General features: G+C 39.2%; 24 protein-coding genes, 2 tRNA genes and 1 rRNA gene. 11 read left to right on the forward strand and 16 right to left on the reverse strand.

Going from position 1 to position 25,664, the window contains the following annotated elements:
- Nucleotides 1-22 precede the first annotated feature (22 nt).
- From C0979_RS06915 to rpmH, 14 genes are all read right to left on the reverse strand, one after another.
- Nucleotides 23-94, reverse strand: a tRNA-Arg gene (locus tag C0979_RS06915).
- A 133-nt stretch (nt 95-227) separates the two neighbouring features.
- Nucleotides 228-1,100: a DUF3881 family protein gene (locus C0979_RS06920; RefSeq protein WP_101695280.1), complete on the reverse strand. Its 873-nt coding sequence runs from the start codon at nt 1,098-1,100 to the stop codon at nt 228-230.
- Between the two features lie 35 nt (nt 1,101-1,135).
- Entirely contained in the window at nt 1,136-2,422 is a 1,287-nt protein-coding gene (gene serS, locus C0979_RS06925) for a serine--tRNA ligase (protein ID WP_101695281.1), read from the reverse strand.
- Between the two features lie 63 nt (nt 2,423-2,485).
- Entirely contained in the window at nt 2,486-3,037 is a 552-nt protein-coding gene (locus C0979_RS06930; RefSeq protein ID WP_101695282.1) for a DUF4446 family protein, read from the reverse strand.
- Between the two features lie 6 nt (nt 3,038-3,043).
- Nucleotides 3,044-3,958, reverse strand: coding sequence for a ParB/RepB/Spo0J family partition protein (locus C0979_RS06935; RefSeq protein WP_101695283.1), 915 nt, complete (start codon nt 3,956-3,958; stop codon nt 3,044-3,046).
- 32 nt (nt 3,959-3,990) lie between these two features.
- Nucleotides 3,991-4,761 carry a ParA family protein gene (locus C0979_RS06940; RefSeq protein ID WP_101695284.1) on the reverse strand — a complete coding sequence of 257 codons (771 nt, stop codon included), beginning with the start codon at nt 4,759-4,761 and terminating at the stop codon, nt 3,991-3,993.
- A gap of 194 nt (nt 4,762-4,955) precedes the next feature.
- Nucleotides 4,956-5,669, reverse strand: coding sequence for a 16S rRNA (guanine(527)-N(7))-methyltransferase RsmG (gene rsmG / locus C0979_RS06945; protein ID WP_101695285.1), 714 nt, complete (start codon nt 5,667-5,669; stop codon nt 4,956-4,958).
- A 67-nt stretch (nt 5,670-5,736) separates the two neighbouring features.
- Nucleotides 5,737-7,653 carry a tRNA uridine-5-carboxymethylaminomethyl(34) synthesis enzyme MnmG gene (gene mnmG / locus C0979_RS06950; protein ID WP_101695286.1) on the reverse strand — a complete coding sequence of 639 codons (1,917 nt, stop codon included), beginning with the start codon at nt 7,651-7,653 and terminating at the stop codon, nt 5,737-5,739.
- A complete protein-coding gene (mnmE, locus tag C0979_RS06955; RefSeq protein ID WP_101695287.1) occupies nt 7,619-9,028 on the reverse strand; it encodes a tRNA uridine-5-carboxymethylaminomethyl(34) synthesis GTPase MnmE in 1,410 nt (469 codons plus the stop codon). The genes mnmG and mnmE overlap by 35 nt, the downstream gene beginning before the upstream one ends.
- Nucleotides 9,029-9,136: 108 nt before the next feature.
- Complete coding sequence (gene jag / locus C0979_RS06960) at nt 9,137-9,964, reverse strand: RNA-binding cell elongation regulator Jag/EloR (protein WP_101695288.1); 828 nt, start codon at nt 9,962-9,964, stop codon at nt 9,137-9,139.
- 11 nt (nt 9,965-9,975) lie between these two features.
- Nucleotides 9,976-11,043: a membrane protein insertase YidC gene (gene yidC / locus C0979_RS06965; protein ID WP_101695289.1), complete on the reverse strand. Its 1,068-nt coding sequence runs from the start codon at nt 11,041-11,043 to the stop codon at nt 9,976-9,978.
- 32 nt (nt 11,044-11,075) lie between these two features.
- Nucleotides 11,076-11,288 carry a membrane protein insertion efficiency factor YidD gene (gene yidD / locus C0979_RS06970; RefSeq protein ID WP_101695290.1) on the reverse strand — a complete coding sequence of 71 codons (213 nt, stop codon included), beginning with the start codon at nt 11,286-11,288 and terminating at the stop codon, nt 11,076-11,078.
- Nucleotides 11,289-11,300: 12 nt separating this feature from the next.
- Nucleotides 11,301-11,636 carry a ribonuclease P protein component gene (gene rnpA, locus C0979_RS06975; protein ID WP_101695291.1) on the reverse strand — a complete coding sequence of 112 codons (336 nt, stop codon included), beginning with the start codon at nt 11,634-11,636 and terminating at the stop codon, nt 11,301-11,303.
- A gap of 50 nt (nt 11,637-11,686) precedes the next feature.
- Entirely contained in the window at nt 11,687-11,821 is a 135-nt protein-coding gene (gene rpmH, locus C0979_RS06980) for a 50S ribosomal protein L34 (RefSeq protein WP_101695292.1), read from the reverse strand.
- A gap of 336 nt (nt 11,822-12,157) precedes the next feature.
- On the opposite strand from rpmH, the gene dnaA reads away from it, so the two are divergent.
- The 6 genes from dnaA to gyrA all read left to right on the forward strand — a co-directional run bounded on the left by dnaA (nt 12,158) and on the right by gyrA (nt 20,707).
- Nucleotides 12,158-13,543 carry a chromosomal replication initiator protein DnaA gene (gene dnaA / locus C0979_RS06985; protein ID WP_101695293.1) on the forward strand — a complete coding sequence of 462 codons (1,386 nt, stop codon included), beginning with the start codon at nt 12,158-12,160 and terminating at the stop codon, nt 13,541-13,543.
- 291 nt (nt 13,544-13,834) lie between these two features.
- On the forward strand, nt 13,835-14,944 hold the full coding sequence (gene dnaN / locus C0979_RS06990) for a DNA polymerase III subunit beta (RefSeq protein ID WP_101695294.1): 1,110 nt from the start codon (nt 13,835-13,837) through the stop codon (nt 14,942-14,944).
- A 22-nt stretch (nt 14,945-14,966) separates the two neighbouring features.
- On the forward strand, nt 14,967-15,173 hold the full coding sequence (locus C0979_RS06995) for an RNA-binding S4 domain-containing protein (protein WP_101695342.1): 207 nt from the start codon (nt 14,967-14,969) through the stop codon (nt 15,171-15,173).
- On the forward strand, nt 15,163-16,254 hold the full coding sequence (gene recF / locus C0979_RS07000; protein ID WP_101695295.1) for a DNA replication/repair protein RecF: 1,092 nt from the start codon (nt 15,163-15,165) through the stop codon (nt 16,252-16,254). Before C0979_RS06995 ends, recF begins: the two co-directional genes overlap by 11 nt.
- 10 nt (nt 16,255-16,264) lie before the next feature.
- A complete protein-coding gene (gene gyrB / locus C0979_RS07005) occupies nt 16,265-18,199 on the forward strand; it encodes a DNA topoisomerase (ATP-hydrolyzing) subunit B (protein ID WP_101695296.1) in 1,935 nt (644 codons plus the stop codon).
- A gap of 12 nt (nt 18,200-18,211) precedes the next feature.
- Nucleotides 18,212-20,707, forward strand: coding sequence for a DNA gyrase subunit A (gene gyrA, locus C0979_RS07010; RefSeq protein ID WP_101695297.1), 2,496 nt, complete (start codon nt 18,212-18,214; stop codon nt 20,705-20,707).
- A 204-nt stretch (nt 20,708-20,911) separates the two neighbouring features.
- On the opposite strand, the gene C0979_RS07015 is transcribed toward gyrA, so the two are convergent.
- The gene (locus C0979_RS07015) at nt 20,912-22,186 is read right to left on the reverse strand and encodes a glycoside hydrolase family 3 protein (RefSeq protein ID WP_242962662.1); all 1,275 of its coding nucleotides are present in this window, start codon (nt 22,184-22,186) and stop codon (nt 20,912-20,914) included.
- Nucleotides 22,187-22,210: 24 nt separating this feature from the next.
- Entirely contained in the window at nt 22,211-22,672 is a 462-nt protein-coding gene (locus C0979_RS07020) for a C-GCAxxG-C-C family (seleno)protein (protein WP_101695298.1), read from the reverse strand.
- A 235-nt stretch (nt 22,673-22,907) separates the two neighbouring features.
- On the opposite strand from C0979_RS07020, the gene C0979_RS07025 reads away from it, so the two are divergent.
- From C0979_RS07025 to C0979_RS07045, 5 genes are all read left to right on the forward strand, one after another.
- Nucleotides 22,908-23,750 carry a fumarate hydratase gene (locus C0979_RS07025; RefSeq protein WP_101695299.1) on the forward strand — a complete coding sequence of 281 codons (843 nt, stop codon included), beginning with the start codon at nt 22,908-22,910 and terminating at the stop codon, nt 23,748-23,750.
- Between the two features lie 2 nt (nt 23,751-23,752).
- Complete coding sequence (locus C0979_RS07030; protein WP_101695300.1) at nt 23,753-24,304, forward strand: Fe-S-containing hydro-lyase; 552 nt, start codon at nt 23,753-23,755, stop codon at nt 24,302-24,304.
- Nucleotides 24,301-25,014 (forward strand): lysophospholipid acyltransferase family protein, encoded by a 714-nt coding sequence (locus C0979_RS07035; protein ID WP_101695301.1) that lies wholly within the window; start codon nt 24,301-24,303, stop codon nt 25,012-25,014. Before C0979_RS07030 ends, C0979_RS07035 begins: the two co-directional genes overlap by 4 nt.
- Before the next feature lie 69 nt (nt 25,015-25,083).
- Nucleotides 25,084-25,171: transfer RNA gene (locus tag C0979_RS07040), tRNA-Ser, on the forward strand.
- 376 nt (nt 25,172-25,547) lie between these two features.
- Nucleotides 25,548-25,664, forward strand: a 16S ribosomal RNA gene (locus tag C0979_RS07045); the annotation flags it as partial.

A 25,664-nucleotide genomic window follows, 5' to 3' on the forward strand; every position in this document is an offset into this window, starting at 1 on the left:
TGAAAACCGTCTTTTTTTCGAACGTTTCCTGCGGGAATCGAACCCACAACTAGCGCTTAGGAGGCGCTTGTTATATCCATTTAACTAAGGAAACAAATATCAATTTTTAAAGCATGGTTATTTTATCATAAAATCACCTTATTGTAAAGGAGGGGATCAATTACTGATCTCCTCCTTCTATTGAACTTTTATTGAAACATTTACGGAACCTTTTCCATTAAATCTAATTAAAAATTAATTCTTCCCTGCATCCAGACAACACCTTTAAACCTTCTTCCTTCCTTTGGCTCACCAGTCAATCCCGCCGCTGGCACGCAGACATCAAACTGCAGTCCATTGACCTCTAATTTCATAATATAAAGAGATTCTGTGGTCAGTTCATTCTCCACTTCATACAATTCCAGGATTTCTCCCAGTACCGAATAGCAATCGCATTCCACTCCATAAGGCATTAAATAGCTTTCCACAATACTGAATACATCTTCTGATGCAAGGCGTCTGGATACTTTGGAATACGTATCGATATCTTCCAGGGTCAAGCTTTCCATCGCCTGCGGATCTCCATTTTTTGCTGCACTCATCAACATCATGCGGTTATGAACATCTTCCTGCTGCTTCTTCTGCTGTTCCTCATTCTTTTTGATAGGAAGCAGTATTGTTCCTTTGTTCCCAAGCCCTGATAATGTCACAGATTTATAACGAATAGACGCACCCTTTCGCTGTACTTCCTTCTTATACTCCATGATATTCTGCAATGTGAAAATCAAATTAATTCCCACTTTTGGCTCTTCACAGATTCCCACATAAGAATCCTTATCGATACGTTGTTCAACAAAAATATCTGCATAGGATGTCACCCCAGTACCAATCAAATATGGACAATAATAGTCTGGTGAAAAGATCTCATCCTTCTCCAAAGTCCCATACAGAGATATTCCAATTCCTGGTGCGTATTCTTTTCGGTATTCACAGAAATCTTCCTCTCCCTGTGAAACCAGATCGTACTGGGTAAAGGAATCTCTGGTATCTCTGATCACTTCTTTTTGCGCTTTTTTCCCTTTTACTAGTCCAAATCCTATGGATTTCAGGTATTGATGCATATTTGTTTTCCTATAATTTTTATTCTAAATTCAATCTATTTCTTTGGTGTCAATTTTGTCATTCCGCCCATATATGGCTGTAATACTTCCGGAATCTTCACAGATCCATCTTCCTGCAGATTATTCTCAAGGAATGCAATTAACATTCTCGGCGGAGCTGCTACTGTATTGTTTAATGTGTGAGCAAAGTATTTTCCGTCTTCTCCCTTTACGCGAATTCCAAGACGTCTTGCCTGAGCATCTCCAAGATTAGAACAGCTTCCTACCTCAAAATACTTCTTCTGTCTCGGAGACCACGCCTCAACATCACAGGATTTCACTTTCAAATCTGCCAAGTCGCCAGAGCAGCACTCCAATGTACGAACCGGGATATCCATAGAACGGAATAAATCAACCGTATTCTGCCACAGCACATCATACCATTTCTTGCTTTCTTCTGGCTTACATACTACAATCATTTCCTGCTTTTCAAACTGATGGATTCTGTAAACTCCACGCTCTTCAATTCCATGTGCTCCCTTTTCCTTACGGAAACATGGAGAATAGCTGGTCAGTGTCTGTGGAAGCTGATCTTCTGTCAGCATTGTATCAATGAATTTTCCAATCATAGAATGCTCACTCGTACCGATCAGATACAGATCCTCTCCTTCGATCTTATACATCATTGCATCCATCTCTGCAAAGCTCATAACTCCCGTTACCACATTGCTTCTGATCATAAATGGAGGAATACAATAAGTAAATCCTCTTCCAATCATAAAGTCTCTTGCATAAGAAAGGACTGCAGAGTGTAATCTTGCGATGTCTCCCATCAAATAATAAAATCCATTTCCCGCAACTTTTCCTGCACTTTCCAAATCAATACCGTTAAAGCTTTCCATAATCTCTGTGTGATATGGAATCTCATAATCCGGAACTACCGGTTCTCCATACTTCTGAATTTCCACATTTTCACTGTCATCTTTTCCAATCGGTACGCTTGGATCAATGATATTTGGAATTGTCATCATAATCTTTTTGATCTTTGCTTCTACTTCTTTCTCTTCTGCAGATAACTTTTCCACACGATCCGCATTTTCAGCTACTTTTTTCTTCAGCTCTTCTGCATCTTCTTTTCTTCCCTGTGCCATACAAGCGCCGATTTCTTTGGAAATTTTATTTCTGTCAGCTCGAAGTGCTTCTACTTCCTGCTTGATCTCACGGTTTTTCTGATCCAATTCCAGAACCTCATCTACCAATGGAAGCTTTTCATCCTGGAATTTTTTCTTGATGTTTTCCTTTACAACCTCTGGATTCATTCTCACAAATTTCATGTCTAACATAACTATATCCTCCTCATCTTGTCTAAATCATTCTTTTCTTACTATTTTTCTATTTTTTCTTTTTTAATTCTTTTCCTTAGACTTCTTCTTTTCTTTTACGTCTGTTTCATACGGATCAGAAAAAATCGCCTTATCCAGTGCTTCAATTTCTTCCTCTGATAACTCTACATAGCTTTCACCGTTCACAATTTCTTTTGCATACGTGTAACAACCTTCCCGGCTATGCATTGCATTTAAAATCCATCCGCTGTTCTTACCATTTAACATTGCCAACACGAAACTAAGCTTTCCGCCCATTTCATTAAACGCATCATATTTGACAATCCCGATCTTCTGATAATCGCTTTCCATCCGCTTATTAATTTCTTTAATATCCATGCGGTTTTGCTTTGTGATTTTCAGAATTGCTTCCGCTTCCGCAAATTTATCTGCCAGACTCTCTTCCAAAGTCTTCCCATCTTTTCCCTTCATAAACGTTGCATAACTGCTCTTTAACCGATTATACTTCATCGTTACATTTACATACAACACAAAAAGTACAATAATTAAAATCAGCAAAAACAGGAATATAAATGCAGGATCAATTCCTAACGCTTTCAATATTTTACTTTCCATAAATCTTTATTCTTCCCTTCTTAAGCTCATCAGAAGCTCGAACACTCGTTCTAATTCTTCATCTGAATAATATTCGATCTCTATTTTTCCTTTTCCCTTCCCTTTAGAAGCGATATGAACCTTTGTCCCTATAACTTCTTTCATTTTTTCCTCTAAACTGGTATAAATAAATTGATTTTCTTCTGTTTTCTTCTCTTTTTGCTTCTTTGGATTTTTAATTTCTTTGATCATTCGTTCAATATCTCGAACACTCAATTTTTCATCAAAAATCAGATTTGCCAATGCATACTGCTGCTCTTTATCATCAATTGCCAGAAGAGCTCTCGCATGTCCTGTTGAGATCATGTCATCAATAATCATTTGCTGTACTCTTTCATCCAGTTTCAGCAAACGCATAGAATTCGTAACCGCTGTACGACTCTTTGACACTCGTTCTGCCACTTCATCCTGTTTAAGATTAAACTCTTCCAGTAATCTCTTAAAGGCCATTGCCTCTTCAATTGGATTCAAATTTTCTCTTTGGATATTCTCAATCAATCCAATTTCAACAATTTCCTGTTCTGTATAATCCTTTACAATCACAGGAACTTCTTTTAATTTTGCCCGTTTTGCAGCTCTCCAGCGTCTTTCTCCTGCAATAATCTCATAATAATCTTTATTTTTTCTTACAAGAAGCGGTTGAAGAATACCATGCTGCTTAATAGATTCTGCAAGTTCATCTAAAGCATCTTCTTCAAAATTTTTTCGTGGCTGCTTTCTATTTGGTTCTACCATATTGATATTCAATAGGGTTTCCCCTGTTTTTAGATCATCTTCCTTCTTTTCTGTCGATGAAGCCGATGATGAACTTGATTTCACACTCCTATTTGCCGGAATTAGACTATCCAGCCCTTTTCCAAGACCATTTTTCTTTACTGCCATCTTTTTTCCTCCCCTATCATTACCTATAACGCCTACTCTTCTTCTCCTTTATGAATCACTTCATCAGCAAGTCTCATATAACTCTCTGCTCCTGCCGATTTTGGATCATATTTATTAATAGGCATCCCATAACTTGGAGCTTCTGCAAGACGTATATTTCTTGGAATAATCGTTTTATAGATATTCTGTTCCAGATTATCTTTGACATTTTCCACTACCTGCAATGACAGATTGGTTCTGGCATCATACATCGTAAACACCACACCTTCTATCTCAATCACTGGATTTAAACGTTCTTTTACCAGTTCTACTGTATGTATCAGCTGACTTAAGCCTTCCAACGCATAATACTCACACTGAATTGGAACTAACACAGAATCAGCCGTTGTCATAGCATTAATAGTAAGCATGCTTAACGACGGCGGACAATCGATAACAACAAAGTCATATCTATCTCTTATCTTGTGAACTTCTTTCTGAACTATAAATTCTTTATTTTCCACTCCTATTAGTTCAATTTCAGCCGCTGACAAATCTATATTAGTAGGAAGAATATCCAGATTTTCCATTACATCTTTCTGTATTACTTCTTCGATACCGGCTTGTCCAATAATCATATCATAGATTGTCTTTTCTGCTTCGTCTTTATCCACTCCTAATCCACTGGTCATATTTCCCTGTGGATCCATATCGATTGCTAAGACTTTTTGTCCTTTTTCGGCAAGACAGGCAGATAAGTTAATAGCAGTAGTTGTCTTTCCTACCCCACCCTTTTGATTGGCGATAGCTATAATTCTTCCCATTGTTAATCACCTTTCTTTTTGACATAGATCTAGTATACCACTTTTTCATACACTTATCCACCCAATGTTTCACGTGAAACATTAATTTTTTCATAACTTTTTAATCTTTCAATTGGGGACGGAGTTTTTTCATTTGTACACGTCCCAAATTTAAAAAGTAGTAATGTTTCACGTGAAACATTACTACTCTCTTTTCACTTAATCGGTTCCTTTGCTGGCAATCCGGCTTTTCTTGGATATTTTTTCCCTGTTTCCTTTACTTTTTCTATTTTTACAAAGGATCTTGAAATATCTGTACCTGATAATTCAAACTTTTCTATTCTTTCTACTTTTCCACCAAGAATGCTAATTGCCTTTCCTGATTCTTTTACTTCCTGATCTATTTCGCCCGACTTATAAGAAACAAAGTTTCCTCCTACCTTTACATATGGAAGACAATATTCTGATAATGTTGAAAGATTGGCAACTGCACGTGATACACAGAGATCATACTGTTCTCGATATTCTTCTTTTTTCGCATAATCTTCTGCTCTTCCATGCATAGTGTAGATATTTGCTAATCCTAATTCTGCAATCACAGTATCTAAAAATTTAATTCTTTTATTTAAGGAATCCAATAAGGTAACCTTTAAGTGTGGATAAACAATTTTTAATGGAATTCCTGGAAATCCTGCTCCGGTTCCTATATCAATAACCCACTCCACATTGTTAAGATCCATTACCTTTACAATAGAAATACTGTCTACAAAATGTTTCGTCAGCACTTCTTCATATTCTGTGATTCCGGTAAGATTCATCATCTTATTCCATTCCACTAATAGTTCATAGTATAAATCAAACTGTTCTAGCATTCGGTCTGTAAGATTTATTTCTAAATCTCCAAGTTTTTCTTTCAATAAATGTGTCATACTCTTATACACTCCCAGTATCAACAAATTCTTGCTTTATATATTACTTGTCTTTATCTATTTCTTTTTAAATATTTCTTCCTTGACTACTTAAATAAACAAGCAGGACTGAAATATCTGCCGGAGATACACCGGAAATTCTTGACGCCTGTCCAATAGAAACCGGACGATACTCTTTTAATTTCTGAACAGCTTCAATTCTAAGACTTTTTACATTATCATAATCTATCGATTCTGGTATTCTCTTATTTTCCAGCTTTTTGAACTGCTCTACCTGTTTTTTCTGCCTGTTAATATAGCCTTCATACTTAATAAAGATATCAACTTGATCGATAATCTCTTGTTCCAAAGTTTCTGGAAGTTCTGGTCTGCTTGTATCAATACTTTCCAGGATACGATAGGAAAGTTCTGGTCGACGAATCAGATCTTTCAAAGTTGTCCCAGATACTAATGGTGTACTTTGATTCTCCTCAAGAAGCTTCTGTATCTTCTCACTGGTTCCTACATGAACAGTTCCCAGACGATTTACTTCTTTCTCAATCCATTCTTCTTTTTCCAAAAGTCTCTGGTAACGTTCTTCGGAAATCAAACCTATCTCATATCCCTTTCGTGTCAATCTTTGATCTGCATTATCTTGCCTGAGAAGAAGACGATATTCTGCTCTGGAAGTCATCATACGATATGGCTCATGGCTCTCCTTTGTTACCAGATCGTCAATTAACACTCCTATATATGCTTCGGATCGATCTAATACAATACTTTCCTTTCCAGAAAGTTTTCTTGCCGCATTAATTCCTGCAATCAGTCCTTGAGCTGCAGCCTCTTCATAGCCTGAACTTCCATTAAACTGACCGCCACTGAATAATCCTTCTATCTCCCGGAATTCCAAAGATGGCTTTAATTGTCTAGCATCAATACAATCATATTCAATTGCATACGCATTTCTTACAATTTTAACATTTTCTAATCCCGGAACACTTCTATACATCGCATACTGAACATCCTCTGGAAGTGAACTGGACATTCCGCCAATATACATTTCATTCGTCTCTAATCCTTCTGGCTCAATAAACACCTGATGTCTTTCTTTATCTGCAAATTTAACAACCTTATCTTCAATAGACGGGCAATACCTCGGCCCTGTTCCTTCAATCATACCCGAAAACAAAGGTGATCGATCAAGATTTGCTCGAATAATCTCATGCGTTCTTTGATTTGTATAAGTAAGCCAACAAGATACCTGGTCAATTTGAACCGTATCCGGATCTGTTGTGAAAGAAAATGGAACTACTCTCTCATCACCGAACTGTTCTTCCATTTTAGAAAAATCAACAGATCTCCTGTCAATCCTTGCCGGTGTCCCCGTCTTAAAGCGATTCATTTTCACTCCAAGTTCTTTTAAACTGTCTGTTAAATAATTTGCTGCCTTTAATCCATTCGGTCCTGTATTTTCACTGACCTCTCCATATACACAGCGAGCTTTTAAGTATGTTCCAGTGCACAGTATCACCGCGTTACAGTAATAAATTCCTCCAGATAATGTCTGAACTCCTACTACTTTTCCATCTTCCACAAGAATTTTAACAATTTCTGCCTGCTTAATCTCAAGCCGGTCCTGAGACTCTAAAACTTGTCTCATCGTACTGCTATAACGATTTTTATCAGCCTGTGCACGAAGCGAATGAACAGCCGGTCCTTTGGACTGATTCAACATTTTCGACTGAATAAACGTCTGGTCAATCACCTTTCCCATCTCACCGCCAAGAGCATCAATTTCCCTCACAAGGTGTCCCTTGGAACTTCCCCCGATATTAGGATTACAAGGCATTAATGCAATACTTTCCACACTGACTGTAAAAATCACCGTCTGAAATCCCAATCTCGCAGCCGCCAATGCCGCTTCACAGCCTGCATGGCCTGCTCCAATTACTGCTACATCATATCTATCATTATTTTCCCATACAGAATTTACTGAATATTTCATTAACCAAATCTTCTCCTATCGTCTCTCCAGTAATACTTCCTAATGCTTCATATGCATCCATCAGATCAATCGAATAGAAATCCTCCGGCATTTTGCCATGAATGCTGTCTCTCACACGATTCAACGCATCACATGCATCCCGAAGTGCCGTCTTATGGCGCACATTTGTAATATAAATTTCGTCATTAAATGCAAGATTTCCTTCAAAAAACATATCCTTTAATGTCTGTTCCACCAAATCAATTCCCTGTTGATGTTTTGCTGAAACTTCAATAATTGGAATATTCTCAGAATTTTCACCATTGCTTTGATAATATGCTTCCTGAACCTCCGACTTGCCAACAACCATATTAAGATCAGACTTATTCAACAAAATAATTGCTGGCTTTCCTTTCATTAATTGAAGGATTTCATTGTCATTTTCATCAAGGGGCGCTGATGCATCAATCACATAGATCAATAAATCAGCTTGATCTGCATGGCTTTTGGCTTTATCTACTCCAATCTTTTCCACCAAATCTTCTGTGTCTCGGATTCCTGCTGTATCCATAATATTCAAAGAAACTCCCTGCAAATTAATATGTTCTTCTAACACATCTCTGGTCGTTCCCGCAATATCCGTAACAATTGCCCGATCTTCTCCAATTAATACATTTAATAAAGAAGATTTTCCTGCATTTGGTTTTCCCAAAATGACAGTATTGATTCCTTCTTTAATAATTCTTCCATTATCGCATGTTTTCAATAAACCTTCTATTTCCTGAATCAGCATGTCCATAATTTCGAGAAGTTCTTCCCCATATCCATCCACGCTGATATGCTCCGGATCATCCAGCGCTGTTTCAATAAATGCTGTGTGATACAGAATCTTTTCCCGCATCTTTGTAATTTTTTCTTTAATATTACCTTTCAGCTGGCTGATGGAACTCTTCAAAGCATACTCATTTTGAGAGGTAATCAAATCTCCCACAGCTTCTGCCTGAGAAAGATCCATTCTTCCATTCAAAAATGCTCGCTTTGTAAATTCTCCCGGTTCTGCCGGCCTTGCTCCATGGAAGATAAGAATTTCCAAAATTCTTTTCACCACATAAACACCGCCGTGACAGTTAATTTCTACCGTGTCCTCCCCCGTATAACTATGAGGGCCGCGCATCAGCATTACCAACACTTCATCAACCGTCTCCCCATTCTCCACGATATAACCGTAGTGAATCGTATGGGATTTTTGACTGGACAGCTTCTTATTATTCTTCCCTCTATAAATCTGATCCGCAATTTCAAACGCCTCCGGACCTGACATCCTGACAATTCCGATTCCGGAATTGCTCATAGCTGTAGAAATTGCGGCAATCGTTTTCTGATATTCTATTTCCATGGATTTCCTTTCTCAACTAATTTTCTCACTAATCTTCCTCATATAATATATCATAGAACCAAACTAAAAAAAACAGGAAGTTTTTCAACTTCCTGTTCCTATGTAACATTACCGACGGTTCAGTGTTACCACAACTCTTCTGTATGGTTCTTCACCTTCACTGTGTGTAGACACAGCCGGATCTGACTGCAATGCAGAGTGGATGATTCTTCTCTCATATGGATTCATCGGCTCTAAAGATACTGCATGTCTAGTTCTTTTAACCTTGCTTGCAATGTTCTTTGCAAGGTTTTCAAGCGTTTCTTTTCTTCTTCTACGGTAATCTTCTGTATCAAGTTTTACTCTTACATATCCGCTCTGTGCTTTGTTAGCAACACGGTTCGTCAGATACTGAAGAGAATCGAGGGTCTGTCCACGTTTTCCAATCAGAATTCCCATGTTCTTTCCATCCATATTAATGGAAAGTGCGCCTTCTTCATCAATCTGAGATGTAACTTTTACATCTTCCATATTCATGGTCTTTAATACATCGTAGATAAATTTCTCACACATCTGAATCGTATTTTCCTCTACGACTGCAAGCTCAACTTCTTTCCTCTCCTTGACTACTTCCGGCTGTTTATTCTTCTTTGGTTTATGCTCAGATTTTTTTTCAAATCTTTCTTCTTTTTTCTCTTCTTTTACTTCGGCTTTGAAAGTCTCTTTCACTTCTTCTTTCGCCGTTTCCTTCACCGTTTCTTCTACCGTTACTTCCGGCTTTTCTTCTACTTTTTTGCGCGCCTTAATAACTGCCTGCTTCACACCGATTCCAAGAAATCCGGCACTTCCTTTTTCCACTACAATGTAATCTAACTGATCACTTGTAACACCTAACTGAATCAATGCTTCTGTAATTGCATCATCCAGTGTTTTTGCTGATACAGTAATGTATTCCATGAAAACGCCCCCTAATTATTCTCATTAAACTTCTTAACCATATTTGCTTTTGCTGCAAGGCTTCCTGCCTCCGCTCCAGCTGCGTTTTTCTTAGCCTTCTCGATCTTTGCTTCTCTTTCCTTTTCACTCATGCCGGATACGCTCTGTGTTGCAGCTTCTTTGATGCTCTTGGTATTCGTCTGAGCCATAGCACCGATCTTTTCTGCTTTTTCTCCGCGCTTCTTAGCTTTTTCTTCTGCCTTTTCTCGATTCTGTTCCAGAATATCTTCTACAGACATCTTAGATAAATGTTTGTTAATCATAATCTGCTGAATACAACGTACAACCGCACTTACAATCCAGTACAAACCGATACCGGTAGGCAGTGTAAATACAATGTATACAGAGAACAGCGGCATCATAATATTCATGGATTTCATAGTTCCCGCCATCGGGTTATCCTGATCCATCTGCTGTCCTGAGATCGCCTGAGAAAGACGGATACTTAAGTACTGAGAAAGACCTGATAATACCGGCAGCGCAATCGCTGTTATAATAATAAGAAGAGCCGGTGTTCCAAAGTCACCACTGTTCTTTAACATCGTCCATGGTGAAACGGTCAAATCAGGAATCGATAAGAAACGATTTACACTCTCCGGATCGTGTGCCATTGCCGGTACAAAATGTTCAATATCGTAGATGACCGGATACAATGCAAACAGAAGAGGCATCTGAATCAGCATCGGCAGACATCCTCCCATCATGGAGACGCCATACTTATCATATACACACTGCATCTCTTCCTGCATCTTAAGCTGTGAAGCCTGATCTTTCTTATTTCTATACTTCTTCTGAATTTTCTGAAGCTCAGGATTCATAACAGAAGTCATCTTAGATGCTCTCTGCTGCTTAATCGTCAGAGGCATCATCAACGTATATACTACAATCGTATATACAACAATAGACAGACCTACAATTCCTGCATCTGTCCCTAACATACCTTTTAATAAGGTATAGATAAAGTTCATAACTTTACCCAATAACCAGCAAATCTGTCCGACAATCGGCCAGTCTGCCGCACCAGCTAAACTAAATATCATACTGCTTTCCTCCAATATTGTTGTAATTCTCCCTAAGGAACGGGGTCATATCCACCCTTTGAAAATGGATTACAACGTAAGATTCGCCACGCAGCCAGCAATCCGCCCTTCAGCGCACCATACTTTTCAATCGCTTCTACCGCATACTGTGAACAGGTCGGAAAATACTTACAAGTAGCTCCGCCCTTCATGGCAGAAATATAGTTCTGATAGAACCTGATGAATCCTAACAGAATCTTCTTCATAATACGCTACCCCTAATCTATAATTTCATGAAGCCGTCCCAGATGAAGCAGTGCGCTTTCGATCTCATGGTACGATCTTTCCTTTGCACCTGCTCTTGCTATGACTACCATATCAAGGCCACATCTGAACCGCTCTTCGTTCAACCTATAGCTTTCTCTGATTAACCTCGTCAATCTGTGTCGTACGATACTGTTTCCTACTTTTTTACTTACTGATATTCCCAATCGGTTTCGGCCACATTCATTCTCTTTGATATACATTACCAGATACTTGTTTGCACAGGATCTGCCTTTCCGGTAAACGGCCTGAAAATCCTTATTTTTCTTTAATGACTCGGAATATTTCATTCTTTCAATTCTCCTAATTTTCAGAGAAGAAAAGGCCACATATCTGCGGCCTAAGCTGACAATCTCTTTCTTCCTTTTGCTCTTCTTGCAGCAAGTACTTTTCTTCCACCTGCTGTGCTCATTCTTGATCTGAAACCATGAACTTTTGCTCTCTGTCTTTTCTTTGGCTGGAATGTCATTTTCATAGATATCCACCTCCTTATATATGACGGGACCATCCCGATTTTTCCTATAGACATCAGCTTTGATTATATTAAAAAAAAGCCCGTCAGTCAAGCTATTCCTACATTTTTATAAATTTATTTATCCACAAAATGTGGAAAACTTGTGGATAAAGTGTGGAAAACCTGTGGATACAAAAAAAATTCCTCATTTTTTTCCCATATCTCTGCCTTTTTGCTTTGTGATAAAGTTATCCACATTGATTAAAGATTGCCTTCATAGACATTTTGTTGTAAACTATAGAAGAGTGGGTCTCTATCTTTAAATCCACGAAACAGATAGATTAGGAGTTAAATTGAATGAATATTGTAAAGGAAAAATGGCCGGAAATTATTGAACATCTAAGAGTGGAACACGAATTATCCAATGTATCTTTTCATACCTGGATTCAGCCACTGAAAGTTTATGATGTGATCGACAACACTGTTTTCATCCTTGTAAATATGAATGCAAGTGTTGAATATATCGAAAAGAAATATCTGCTTCCTCTGAAGGTATGTATTGCAGAGATTACCGGAACTGAATTTGAGGTAGCTTTTCTGTCTGAAGATGATGACAGAATCGATGAGCTTCAGAACATGGCAATTGAAGCAAATCAGAAGAAAAAAACAAAATCTGCTGCTGAAAAAGCCGGGCTCAATCCAAAATATACATTTGATACGTTCGTAGTCGGCGGGAACAATAACTTTGCTCATGCTGCATCTCTTGCAGTTGCAGAATCTCCGGGTGAAGTTTACAATCCACTGTTCCTCTACGGAGGCGTCGGACTTGGTAAAACGCATCTGATGCATTCAATTGCTCATTTTATATTAGAACAAAATCCAAAGAAAAAGGTTCTTTATGTTACCAGCGAAACCTTCACCAATGAGATGATTGAAGCCCTCCGTATGGGTAAAACCCCGGGCAATGAATCTTCCATTGAAAAGTTCCGCGACAAGTATCGTAATAATGATGTACTGTTAATCGATGATATTCAGTTCATTATCGGAAAAGAAAGTACGCAGGAAGAGTTCTTCCATACCTTCAACCACCTACATACTTCCGGAAAACAGATCATCATCTCCAGTGATAAGCCTCCGAAGGACATTGAGACACTGGAATCCAGACTCCGTACACGTTTTGAATGGGGTCTGATTGCTGATATTTCTGCTCCAAACTACGAAACGCGTATGGCGATTCTGCAGAAAAAAATCGAACTTGATCATCTGGAAAAATATAAGATTCCAAATGACGTACTGGAATATATTGCAACAAATGTAAAGACGAATATCCGTGAATTAGAAGGTTCTTTAAATAAATTAATCTTCTTATATAAATTAGATAAAAATGCCCCTATTGATATCGCACTTGCCGCAGAGGCATTAAAAGATATTATTTCTTCTGAAAATAACAGAGAAGTTACTCCTGAATTGATCCTCGACATTGTATCTGAACATTTTGGAATCTCTGTAAAAGACATTAAAAGCAATAAGCGAAATGCAGAAATTGCAGTTCCAAGACAGATCGCAATGTATCTGATCCGCTCCATGACCGAGACTTCTCTGAAAGCCATCGGTGTGATTTTAGGCGGAAAGGATCATTCTACGATCAAATACGGAGTCGAAAAGATCGCTTCTGAGATAGAAGAAGATGAAGTACTGTCTAACACTATCAATATTATAAAGAAGAAAATCAATCCGGCTTAAGGAAAATAGCATTGGGATAAGATTGTGGACAATCTGTGGAAAGGCTGTGGATAAGTATGGGATAAAATTGGGATAATTCCACCAGGAAATTTTTTTCTGTGGAAAGCAAGAAGTTATCACCAACAAATCCACACCTAATTCTTCCGAAATCCACGAAGTTTTCAAAGCTTAGAAACCTTGAAAATAGGGCGTTTGAAGCACTTATCCCCTTTTCCACAGCCCCTATTAAGAAGAAGACGGAAATTATTTATATATAAATTTATAAACCGCACCGTGAAAGGAGTTTTACACATGAAAATAATTTGTAACAAATCCAATCTCGTAAAAGGCGTCAGCATTGTATCAAAGGCAGTGCCTTCCAAAACGACAATGCCGATTCTGGAATGTATCTTGATTGATGCAACTAATGATATTATAAAATTAACAGCAAATGATATGGAGCTTGGTATCCAGACAGAGATTGAAGGAGAAATTCTTGATCGAGGTATGATTGCTATTGATGCAAAAATTTTCTCAGAGATCGTAAGAAAGCTGCCAGACAATGAAGTGACAATTGAAACAGATTCCAATCTTCAGACTGTTATTACCTGCGAAAAAGCGAAATTTGATATTGCAGGTAAACCTGGAGAAGAATTTTCTTACCTGCCGATTATTGAGAAGGACGAGTCCATAGAAATTTCCCAGTTTACTTTGAAAGAAGTGATTCGTCAGACGATTTTCTCAATTGCAGATACCGAAAGCAATAAATTAATGACAGGTGAACTTTTTGAGATTAAAAATAATATCTTAAGAGTGGTATCTCTTGACGGACACCGTATTTCCATTCGACGAATTGAGCTGAAGGATCAGGTGACGGATAACAAACTTGTGGTTCCAGGAAAAACACTGATTGAAATCAGCAAGATTTTGTCCGGTGAAGCAGAGAGTATGGTTCATATCTCTTATACCAGCAATCATATTGTGTTTGAGTTTGATAATACCATTGTTGTATCCAGGCTGATCGAGGGAGAATATTTCAAGATTGATCAGATGTTATCGAACGATTATGAGACAAAAGTAAGAATCAATAAAAAAGAATTATTAAGCTGTATTGACCGTGCGACACTTCTTGTCAAAGAAGGAGACAAGAAGCCGATCATTATCAATATCGGCGATGAACTCATGGAGTTAAAGATCAAATCACAGATTGGTTCCATGAATGAAGAGATTTATATCACCAAAGAAGGCAAAGATCTTTTGATCGGATTTAATCCAAAGTTTTTGATTGATGCACTTCGAGTAATTGAGGACGAAGAGGTGACCTTGTATTTGATGAATGCAAAAGCGCCGTGTTTCATCAAGGATGATGAAGAAAGTTATATTTATCTGATTCTGCCTGTAAATTTTAATGCAGCAGTATAGAAACAGAAGAGAGGAAAGAGACATGAATATCAAGTTGAGAGAAGAATACATCAAGCTTGGACAGGCGATTAAGGCTGCGGGTCTTGTAGAGTCCGGAGTGGAAGCGAAAGAAGTGATCCAGGATGGATTGGTAGAAGTAAATGGTGAGGTTGATACCCGCCGCGGAAGAAAACTATACGGCGGAGATGTCGTTATATTTGACGGGGAAGAGATAACCATTGAAGATTAAATCTTTGAAACTGAAAAATTTTAGAAATTATGATCTTCTGGATTTGACATTTGATGACTCTGCAAATATTTTTTACGGAGACAATGCTCAGGGTAAGACCAATATTCTGGAAGCAGTGTATCTGTCCGGGACTACAAAGTCGCACCGTGGGAGTAAGGATCGTGATTTGATCGAATTCGGCAAAGAAGAATCTCACATTGAGACGATTGTAGAGAAGAATGGGATCGATTACCAGATTGATATGCATCTGAAAAAGAACAGTCCGAAAGGGATTGCAATTAACCGGATGCCGATCAGGAAAGCAAGTGAATTATTTGGAATTGTGAATCTGGTGTTCTTTTCACCGGAAGATCTGAATATTATCAAGAACGGTCCGGCGGAAAGAAGAAGATTTATTGATCTGGAATTGTCTCAGCTTGACCGCGTTTACTTGAGTAATCTTGCCAATTACAACCGGGTGGTCAATCAACGAAATCATCTTCTGAAAGAGATCGGTTTTTCAGGATATGAAAAACATGCCGGAACACTGGAAATTTGGGAGATGCAGTTAATACAGTATGGCAATAAGATTATTGAGAGAAGAAAGGCGTTTATCGAGGAGATGAATGAAATCATTTCTTCTATCCATAAAAAATTGACAGGGGGAAGAGAAGAAATTCAGATTCTCTATGAACCAAGCAACAAAGAATTGACTTTTGAGCAGGCACTTAGAAAGTACAAAGACAGAGATTTAAAGCTTAAGAGTACTTCGGTAGGCCCCCATAGAGACGACATATGCTTTATGGAGGGGGATCTGGATATTCGGAGATTTGGTTCGCAGGGACAGCAGAGGACAGCGGCATTGTCTTTGAAACTGTCAGAGATTGAGCTGGTGAGACAGTCCATTCATGATACGCCTGTGTTGTTGCTTGATGATGTATTGTCTGAACTGGATAAACATAGGCAAAACTATTTACTGGATAGTATACATGATATACAGACTCTGATTACCTGTACAGGGGTGGAGGATTTTGTAAATCATCGTTTTTCTATAAACAAAGTGTTTCATGTCCAAAATGGACAAGTAGCGAAGGAAAACTAGGAGGATTAGCATGAGTACAGAAAAGGTACAGCACGAATATGGCGCGGATGAGATTCAGATACTGGAAGGTCTGGAAGCCGTTAGAAAACGTCCCGGTATGTACATCGGGAGCACATCATCCAGAGGTCTGCATCATCTTGTGTATGAGATTGTAGACAATGCCGTGGATGAGGCACTGGCGGGATTCTGTGATACAATCTATGTAAGTATCAATAAAGACAATTCCGTTACAGTTATTGATAATGGACGAGGAATACCGATCGGTATCAATCATAAGGCAGGTATCCCTGCGGTAGAAGTTGTATTTACTGTGCTTCATGCCGGCGGAAAATTTGGAGGCGGAGGATACAAGGTATCCGGAGGTCTTCACGGAGTAGGTGCGTCCGTAGTAAATGCGCTGTCTAACTGGCTGGAGGTTGAAATCTTTAATGGCGGAAAGATTTATAAACAGAGATATGAACGCGGCAAAGTGGTTCAGAAGCTGTCTGTGATTGGAGAATGTGATCCGGATCAGACTGGAACCAAGGTTACGTTCCTGCCGGATGATACGATTTTTGAAGAAACAATTTTTGAATACGATGTATTAAAGCAGCGTTTCCGGGAGATGGCATTCTTGACCCGTGGTCTTAAAATTGTGCTGACAGATGAGCGTCCGGAAGAAGGACCGGTTGAGAAGACCTTTCACTACGAAGGCGGAATCAAGGAGTTTGTAGAATACCTGAACCGAAGCAAAACGCCTCTCTATGAGGATATTATTTACTGCGAGGGAAATGTCAACAATGTGGCAGTAGAAGTGGCAATGCAGCACAACGATTCCTACAGTGACAATACGTATGGATTTGTCAATAACATTACGACGCCGGAAGGCGGAACCCATGTGGTTGGATTTAGAAATGCGCTGACGAAGACATTTAATGATTATGCAAGAAAGAATAAACTCTTAAAAGACAATGAACCAAATCTTTCAGGAGAAGATATAAGGGAAGGTCTGACGGCGATTATCAGCGTTAAGATCGAGGATCCTCAGTTTGAGGGACAGACAAAGCAGAAGCTTGGAAACAGTGAGGCCAGAGGTGCGGTGGACAGTGTGGTCAGCAAGCAGCTGGAAATTTACCTGGAGCAGAATCCGGCCGTTGCTAAAATGGTCATTGAGAAATCTGTAATGGCTCAGCGTGCAAGAGAGGCAGCAAGAAAGGCAAGAGATTTGACGAGAAGAAAATCAGCCCTTGACGGAATGTCTCTTCCAGGAAAGCTTGCGGATTGTTCTGACAAGAATCCGGAAAACTGTGAAATCTACATCGTAGAGGGAGATTCTGCGGGCGGGTCAGCGAAGACGGCGCGTGACCGTTCTACGCAGGCAATCCTGCCTCTTCGTGGTAAGATTCTGAATGTAGAAAAAGCAAGACTGGATAAGATTTATGGAAATGCAGAAATCAAAGCTATGATTACGGCATTTGGAACAGGTATCCATGATGATTTTGATATTTCAAAGCTTCGGTATCATAAGATTATTATTATGACCGATGCCGACGTGGACGGCGCACATATCAGTACGCTGCTTCTGACATTTTTGTATCGGTTCATGCCGGAACTGATCAAAGAAGGATACGTGTATCTGGCGCAGCCGCCGCTTTATAAACTGGAGAAGAACAAGAAGGTATGGTATGCATACAGTGATGAGGAACTGGATGGTATTCTTCAGGAAGTAGGACGTGATACCAACAATAAGATTCAGCGTTATAAAGGTCTTGGAGAGATGGATGCAGAGCAGTTATGGGAGACGACTATGGATCCGGAACACCGGGTACTTCTTCGAGTAACGATGGATGAAGAAAGTACGTCAGAATTGGATCTTACGTTTACGACACTGATGGGAGATAAGGTAGAGCCAAGACGTGAATTTATAGAAGAAAATGCAAAATACGTGAAGAACTTAGACGTGTAGGAGGGAGACAAAATGGAAGAAAATATTTTTGATAAAGTCCACGAAGTGGATCTGAAGAAAACAATGGAGACCTCCTATATCGACTATGCCATGAGCGTTATTGCATCCAGAGCGCTTCCAGATGTAAGAGACGGTTTAAAGCCGGTTCAAAGAAGAATTCTCTATTCTATGATTGAACTTAACAATGGACCGGATAAGCCGCATAGAAAATGTGCCCGTATTGTCGGTGATACCATGGGTAAATATCACCCGCATGGTGATAGTTCTATCTACGGTGCATTGGTTAATATGGCGCAGGAATGGTCTACAAGATATCCACTTGTTGATGGACATGGAAACTTTGGATCTGTGGATGGCGACGGCGCTGCAGCTATGCGATACACAGAGGCAAGACTGAGTAAGATTTCTATGGAACTGACTGCGGATATCAATAAAAATACCGTAGATTTCGCACCAAACTTTGATGAGACAGAAAAAGAACCTACCGTACTTCCGGCAAGATTTCCGAACCTTCTTGTGAATGGAACTTCTGGAATCGCCGTTGGTATGGCAACCAATATTCCGCCTCATAACTTAAGAGAAATTATCAATGCAGTCGTAAAGATCATTGATGATCAGGTGGAAGAGACGGGAGAAACCACAATTGAAGATATTTTAAATATCGTGAAGGGGCCGGATTTCCCGACAGGTGGTATGATTCTCGGAACCAGAGGAATTGAAGAAGCTTATCGTACAGGACGAGGAAAGATTCGCGTGCGTGCGATTACAGATATTGAATCCATGCCGAATGGAAAGAGCCGTATTATCGTAACGGAACTTCCGTATATGGTAAATAAAGCCCGTCTTATTGAGAAGATTGCCGAGATGGTAAGGGATAAAAAGATCGATGGAATTACAGATCTTAGCGATCAGTCCAGCCGTGAAGGAATGAGAATTGTCATTGAACTTCGTAGGGATGTAAATGCAAATGTACTCTTAAATCAGCTGTACAAACATACACAGCTTCAGGATACCTTTGGTGTGATTATGCTGGCATTGGTCAACAATGAGCCAAAAGTCATGAATCTTCTGGAGATGCTGAATCATTATCTGAAGCATCAGGAAGAAGTGGTGACTCGCCGTACGCAGTATGAATTAAATAAGGCGGAAGAGCGTGCACATATTTTACAGGGATTGCTGATTGCACTTGATAATATCGATGAAGTAATTAAGATTATCAGAGGTTCTCAGACGGTTCAGATTGCAAAATCAGAATTGATGGAGCGATTTGGATTAACGGAAGTACAGGCGCAGGCAATTGTTGACATGCGTCTGAGAGCGCTGACCGGTCTGGAACGAGAAAAACTGGAGAAAGAATACGAAGAGCTGATGACTTTGATCGGCAAATTAAAAGCAATTCTTGCTGATCGTAAGCTTCTTCTTGGCGTGATCAAAGAAGAAATTCTTGTGATTCGTGATAAATATGGAGATGAGAGAAGAACATCAATTGGATTTGATGAATTTGACATTTCTATGGAAGATCTGATTCCAAGAGAAGATGTAGTGATCACAATGACCAAACTTGGATATATTAAGAGGATGTCCCACGATACCTTTAAAGCACAAAATCGAGGCGGAAAAGGAATCAAAGGAATGCAGACTTTAGAGGAAGACTATGTAGAAGAACTATTTATGACGCATACGCATCACTATATTATGTTCTTTACGAATACCGGTCGTGTCTACAGACTGAAGGGATATGAGATTCCGGAGGCAAGTCGGACATCGAGAGGAACAGCAATTATCAATCTCCTGCAGCTGATGCCTGGAGAGAAGATCAGTGCTGTGATTCCGATTGAAGAGTATAGGGATGGAGAATACCTCTTCATGGCAACCAAGAAAGGTCTTGTGAAAAAAACTCCGATTAAAGAGTATGCGAATGTCCGTAAGACAGGTCTTGCCGCTATTACACTAAGAGAAGAAGATGAGCTGATCGAAGTGAAATATACAGACAACAATCAGGATATTTTCCTGGTAACCAAGTATGGACAGTGTATTCGCTTTGATGAGAAAGACGTTCGTGCAACGGGAAGAACATCCATGGGAGTACGAGGAATGAATCTGACTGATCGGGATGAAGTGATTGGAATGCAGCTAGATTCTCAGGGCAAGGATCTTCTGATCGTGTCTGAGAAGGGAATGGGAAAAAGAACTTCAAAAGATGAATTTACAAGTCAGAATCGTGGCGGAAAAGGCGTGAAATGCTACAAGATTATGGAGAAAACCGGAAATGTAGTGGGCGTGAAAGCCGTTAATGAAGATGATGAAGTAATGATAATTAATAAAGAAGGAATCATCATTCGTATGAAATGTGAAGGAATCTCTGTGCTTGGAAGAGTAACCTCAGGTGTGAAGCTGATTAACCTTGCAGAAGGAGATTGCGTTGCCAGCATTGCGAAGGTGCGAAAAGGCGATGAAGATGAGGCGGAAGAAGTGACAAAGCCAGTGGAGACGACAGAGGAAAACTAAAAAGGGATAAAAAGTCAGAAAAAGACCGGGAACAAAGGTAGAAAGTGTTCCCGGTTTTTTGTTGGGGACGTGTACAAATGAAAAAAACTCCGTCCCAAATGAAAATCAAGGTGTCCCAAATGAAAATCAAGGTGTCCCAAATGAAAATCAAGGTGTCCCAAATGATTTTTTCCCTGTCCCTATATGAAGGGACTTCTATCTTACCTATTCAATAATTCCCCGATTATATTTTACGGTTAAAATTCGTTTTACAGATTCATCGATTCGTTCTTCTGAAAGTGTTCCAGAGGAAACAGCATTTAATACTCCCTGATAAGCTAATGGAAAATCTTCCGGAATCAGAAGAATATCGGTGCCTGCCTGAAGTGCTAGAACAGCCGCTTCATCAGAAGAATAATATTGAGTAATTGCTCCCATGGATAGGGAATCTGTAATTACAAGTCCTTGAAAACCAAGTTCATTTCTTAGGATGTCCGTAATAATGATAGGTGAAAGAGTGGCAGGAGTATCAGTTCCAGTGACCTGTGGAACCTGCAGATGCCCTACCATGACGCCGTCTACACCAGCTTCGATTCCAGATTGAAAAGGAATAAATTCGGTCATTCTAAGTTCGTCAAGAGTCTTAGTTACAATAGCAGCTCCTGTATGACTGTCTTCTTTTGTATCTCCATGTCCGGGAAAATGCTTGATTACAGCGCTTACATTTTCATGCTGAAATCCTTTTACTGCCTGAGCGGTCATTGTGCCAACAAGTGTAGGATCACTTCCGAAAGAACGCTCTCCGATTACAGAATTATTCGGATTGGTTAATAGATCTGCATCAGGGGCAAAATCTATATTAAATCCATAGCTATGTAAATAGGAACCAATCGTTGAGCCGACATAAAAGGCCTGATTAGGATCACCGGTTGCACCTATTTCTTTCATATTAGGAAATTTTTCTACGTTAAAATTAGGATTATTTGCAATTCTTGCTACCAGTGTTCCGCCTTCTTCATCGATCCCAATAAATAGTGGAATCCGGCTGTATGATTGGCTGTTTTCGATCATCGAAGTAATCTGATCTGGAGTTTCAATATTTTGAGAAAAATAAATCAATCCTCCAACTGGATATTGCTCAAGCATTTGTTTCGTTGTGTCGCCTGCTTGGATTGCAACGCCAATTCCGGTTAATTTTTCTGGAGTAATGAAAAAAAGCTGGCCGATTTTTTCTTCCAGTGTCATTTCATTTAGAAGCTTCAGAACCTTTTTTTCTGTTTTCTCTGCTTCAGAAAGTTCGGAATGTTCAATTTCAGAAGTTTCCTTTTGGATTTCCTCTACCAGTGAATTGGAAATTTCTTTTTGCTTCTGTTCTTGATAAAAAAATATGATCAATGCAAGAAAGAGAAGCAGGAATAAGGCTAAGATAAGAAACATAATAGCTTTTTTTCTTTTACCACTCATCTTTTTGACCTGTTTTAAATGATTCTTTTCTTTCATAAATAATAGATCCGTCCTGTATTTTTATACTTCTTTCAGATCTTTTTTTGTTTCTCGAATAATGATTTCTGCAACTTTTGTAACGGTATCACTTACGAATTGAGTACACTGAGCTTTCCGTTCAGGAGAATTGCGTTCCATGCCTCTGGTCAAGACGCGGCAGCAGGTACCTCCACAAGCTTCTCTAAAATAATCATGTAGTTCTTTCGTTAATTCAAAGCATCGATTTATTTTCGGATCGCCCGGTACTCTTCTTCCATATAAAAAGCCAATACACATGGTTCCGCCGGCAAGAGCTCCGCAGATACATCCGCCTCCGCCAAGGCCCCATGGAAAACCAGAGCTCATAGCAATGGCATCGTCGGGAATATCCAATTCAAAATGTTTGCGGATAGCGTAAATTACAGATTCTGAACAGGCAAATCCCTGATGAAAAATATCCACGGCGTCTTTTCGTAAGTTTTCAATATTGATGTTTGTGTTCATAAAAACCTCCTTGGGGACGTGTACAAATGAAAAAAACTCCGTCCCAAATTAAAATCAGGGTGTCCCAAAGTGGTCATAACCCTGTCATATATTAATATTTTAGCTTAAAACATATCATTTTTAAAGGTGAAATTGTGGATAACTTCCTTTGGGACAGGGTTATTTTTATCCGGGACGGGGTTTTTCTAGAAAAACTCCGTCCCGGATGGTATACTTATCCAGAGGAGGATGAGGTATGCGAACAATAAATGTGGATAAGATTACAAAAAATATCAAAGAAATGTGTATAGAAGCCAATCATTATCTTTCAAAAGATATGAAATGCGCAATGGATCAAGCTATAAGTTCAGAGGAGTCGCCTCTTGGAAAGCAGATTTTAAATCAATTAAAAGAGAATCTTAGAATCGCTGAAGAAGACATGATTCCAATTTGTCAGGATACAGGAATGGCTGTGGTATTTTTAGACATTGGTCAAGATGTTCATTTTGAAGGCGGGGATTTGGAAGATTCCATTCATGAAGGGGTACGCCAGGGATATCAGGAAGGTTTCTTAAGAAAATCAGTGGTAGGAGATCCAATCATTCGTGAAAATACAAAGGACAATACCCCTGCCGTGATTCATTATCGTATAGTACCAGGCGACGGAGTGAGAATAACGGTAGCTCCCAAAGGATTCGGCAGTGAAAATATGAGTCGTGTTTTTATGTTGAAACCAGCAGAAGGAATAGAGGGAGTCAAAGATGCCATTTTAACAGCGGTCAAAGATGCAGGACCAAATGCGTGTCCACCGATGGTGGTAGGTGTCGGAATTGGAGGAACTTTTGAAAAATGTGCACTTATGGCAAAGGAAGCGCTGACTCGTGAAATAGGAGTGCATTCCCCAATTGCATGGGTACATGATTTAGAAGAAGAAATGTTAAGAAAAATCAATCTTCTTGGAATTGGACCAGGTGGCCTTGGAGGGACGGAAACGGCTTTGGCGGTAAATGTAAATACATATCCCACACATATCGCTGGTCTTCCGGTGGCAATTAATATTTGCTGTCATGTCAATCGTCATGTGGTGAGGGAGGTATAAGAATGGAGAGATATATATCAGCACCAATTACAAAAGAAGATGCATCAAGTTTACGAGCTGGGGATTATGTATATATAACAGGAACCATTTATACAGCAAGAGATGCTGCACATAAGAGAATGGAGGAGACATTGGAAAAAAATGAATCTATTCCTATAGATATAAAAAATCAGGTCATTTATTATATGGGACCTTCACCGGCAAGAGATGGCCGTCCGATTGGATCCGCAGGACCAACTACGGCAAGTCGTATGGACAAGTACACTCCCAAGCTTCTAGATCTAGGATTATCTGCAATGATAGGGAAGGGAAAAAGAAGTGAAGAGGTATTAAATGCGATCGTGAGGAACAAAAGTGTTTATATGGCAGCAGTGGGCGGAGCAGGAGCATTGCTTTCAAAATGCATTCTTTCTTCAGAAGTAGTTGCCTATGAGGATCTTGGAACGGAGGCAATCCGAAAATTAGAAGTTAAGGATTTTCCTGTTATTGTTGTAGCAGACTGTGAGGGAAATTATCTTTATGAATCAGCAATAAAGGAGTATAAGAAAATATGAAACGAATATTAATGATGGTATTTCGCAATATCATACTCGTTCCTTTTATGTGGATAAAATTATGTTATCATGCCAGCCATGTGGATAAATATTCCGAAGCTGAACATTATAAGATGCTTCAATTTATTACTCGTCGGGCAAATAAAGGTGGAAATGTAAAGATTGATGTTCATGGAATTGAAAATATTCCAAAAGAAAATGGATTTATGTTTTTTCCAAATCATCAGGGAATGTATGATGTGCTGGCAATTGTAGATGCTTGTCCAACTCCTTTTTCTGTTGTGGCAAAAAAAGAAGTTGCAAATATACAGTTCCTAAAGCAGGTTTTCGCGTGTATGAAAGCTTACATGTTGGATAGAGATGATATTAGGCAGGGGATGCAGGTGATTTTATCCGTTGCAAATGAAGTGAAAAATGGACGGAATTATCTGATTTTCCCTGAAGGAACCCGTTCCAGAAATGGAAATGAAGTACAGGAATTTAAAGGTGGAAGCTTTAAAGCAGCAACACGTGCAAAATGTCCGATAGTTCCTGTAGCTTTAATTGATTCTTTTAAACCGTTTGATACCAATACGATTAGTCAGGTAACCGTACAGGTTCATTTTCTGGAGCCGATTTTATATGAAGAATATCAGAATATGAAGACAACAGAAATCGCAGAAATAGTGAAGAAAAGAATAGAAAAAGTGATACATGAATGTACCGTTTAAATATTTCTTATAACTTTCTTAAAAAAAGAATTGACAAGGGAAGGAAACTCTAGTACAATATCCCTTGCTGGAGAAATACTCAAGAGGCTGAAGAGGCGCCCCTGCTAAGGGTGTAGGTCGGGTAACCGGCGCGAGGGTTCAAATCCCTCTTTCTCCGTTAGTCAGTAATGACGTCTGGAAGAAGTTGTTCCAGACATTTTTTCTGACAAAGAGTGATGAAAAATCATTCGCAAGTACGTGTACAGTATTGAAAAAGAAATATCAAAAACAAAGTTAAAAAAACTTTAAAAAAGGTATTGACAATATGAAATGTACATGATATTATATCTAAGCTGACTCGCGAGAGACAGCGACGAAACAAGAACCTTGATAATTAAACAATAGACAACAACCCTGAAAATTCTTTCAGAGAATTATTCAGAACAGACATTTTAAAATGTCAACCTTAAAACAGTAAAAGGGATAAGAAAGCTAGTAGTTTTCTTGGACCTGGAACGAACTTGAACTTAACCTGCTTGAAGCGGGAAGAGATTTTTAACGAGAGTTTGATCCTGGCTCAGGATGAACGCTGGCGGCGTGCTTAACACATGCAAGTCGAGCGAAGCGCTTAAGTTTGATTCTTCGGATGAAGACTTTTGTGACTGAGCGGC

It is taken from the genome of Dorea phocaeensis (assembly GCF_900240315.1).
GTDB classification, from domain to species: Bacteria; Bacillota; Clostridia; order Lachnospirales; family Lachnospiraceae; genus Dorea_B; species Dorea_B phocaeensis.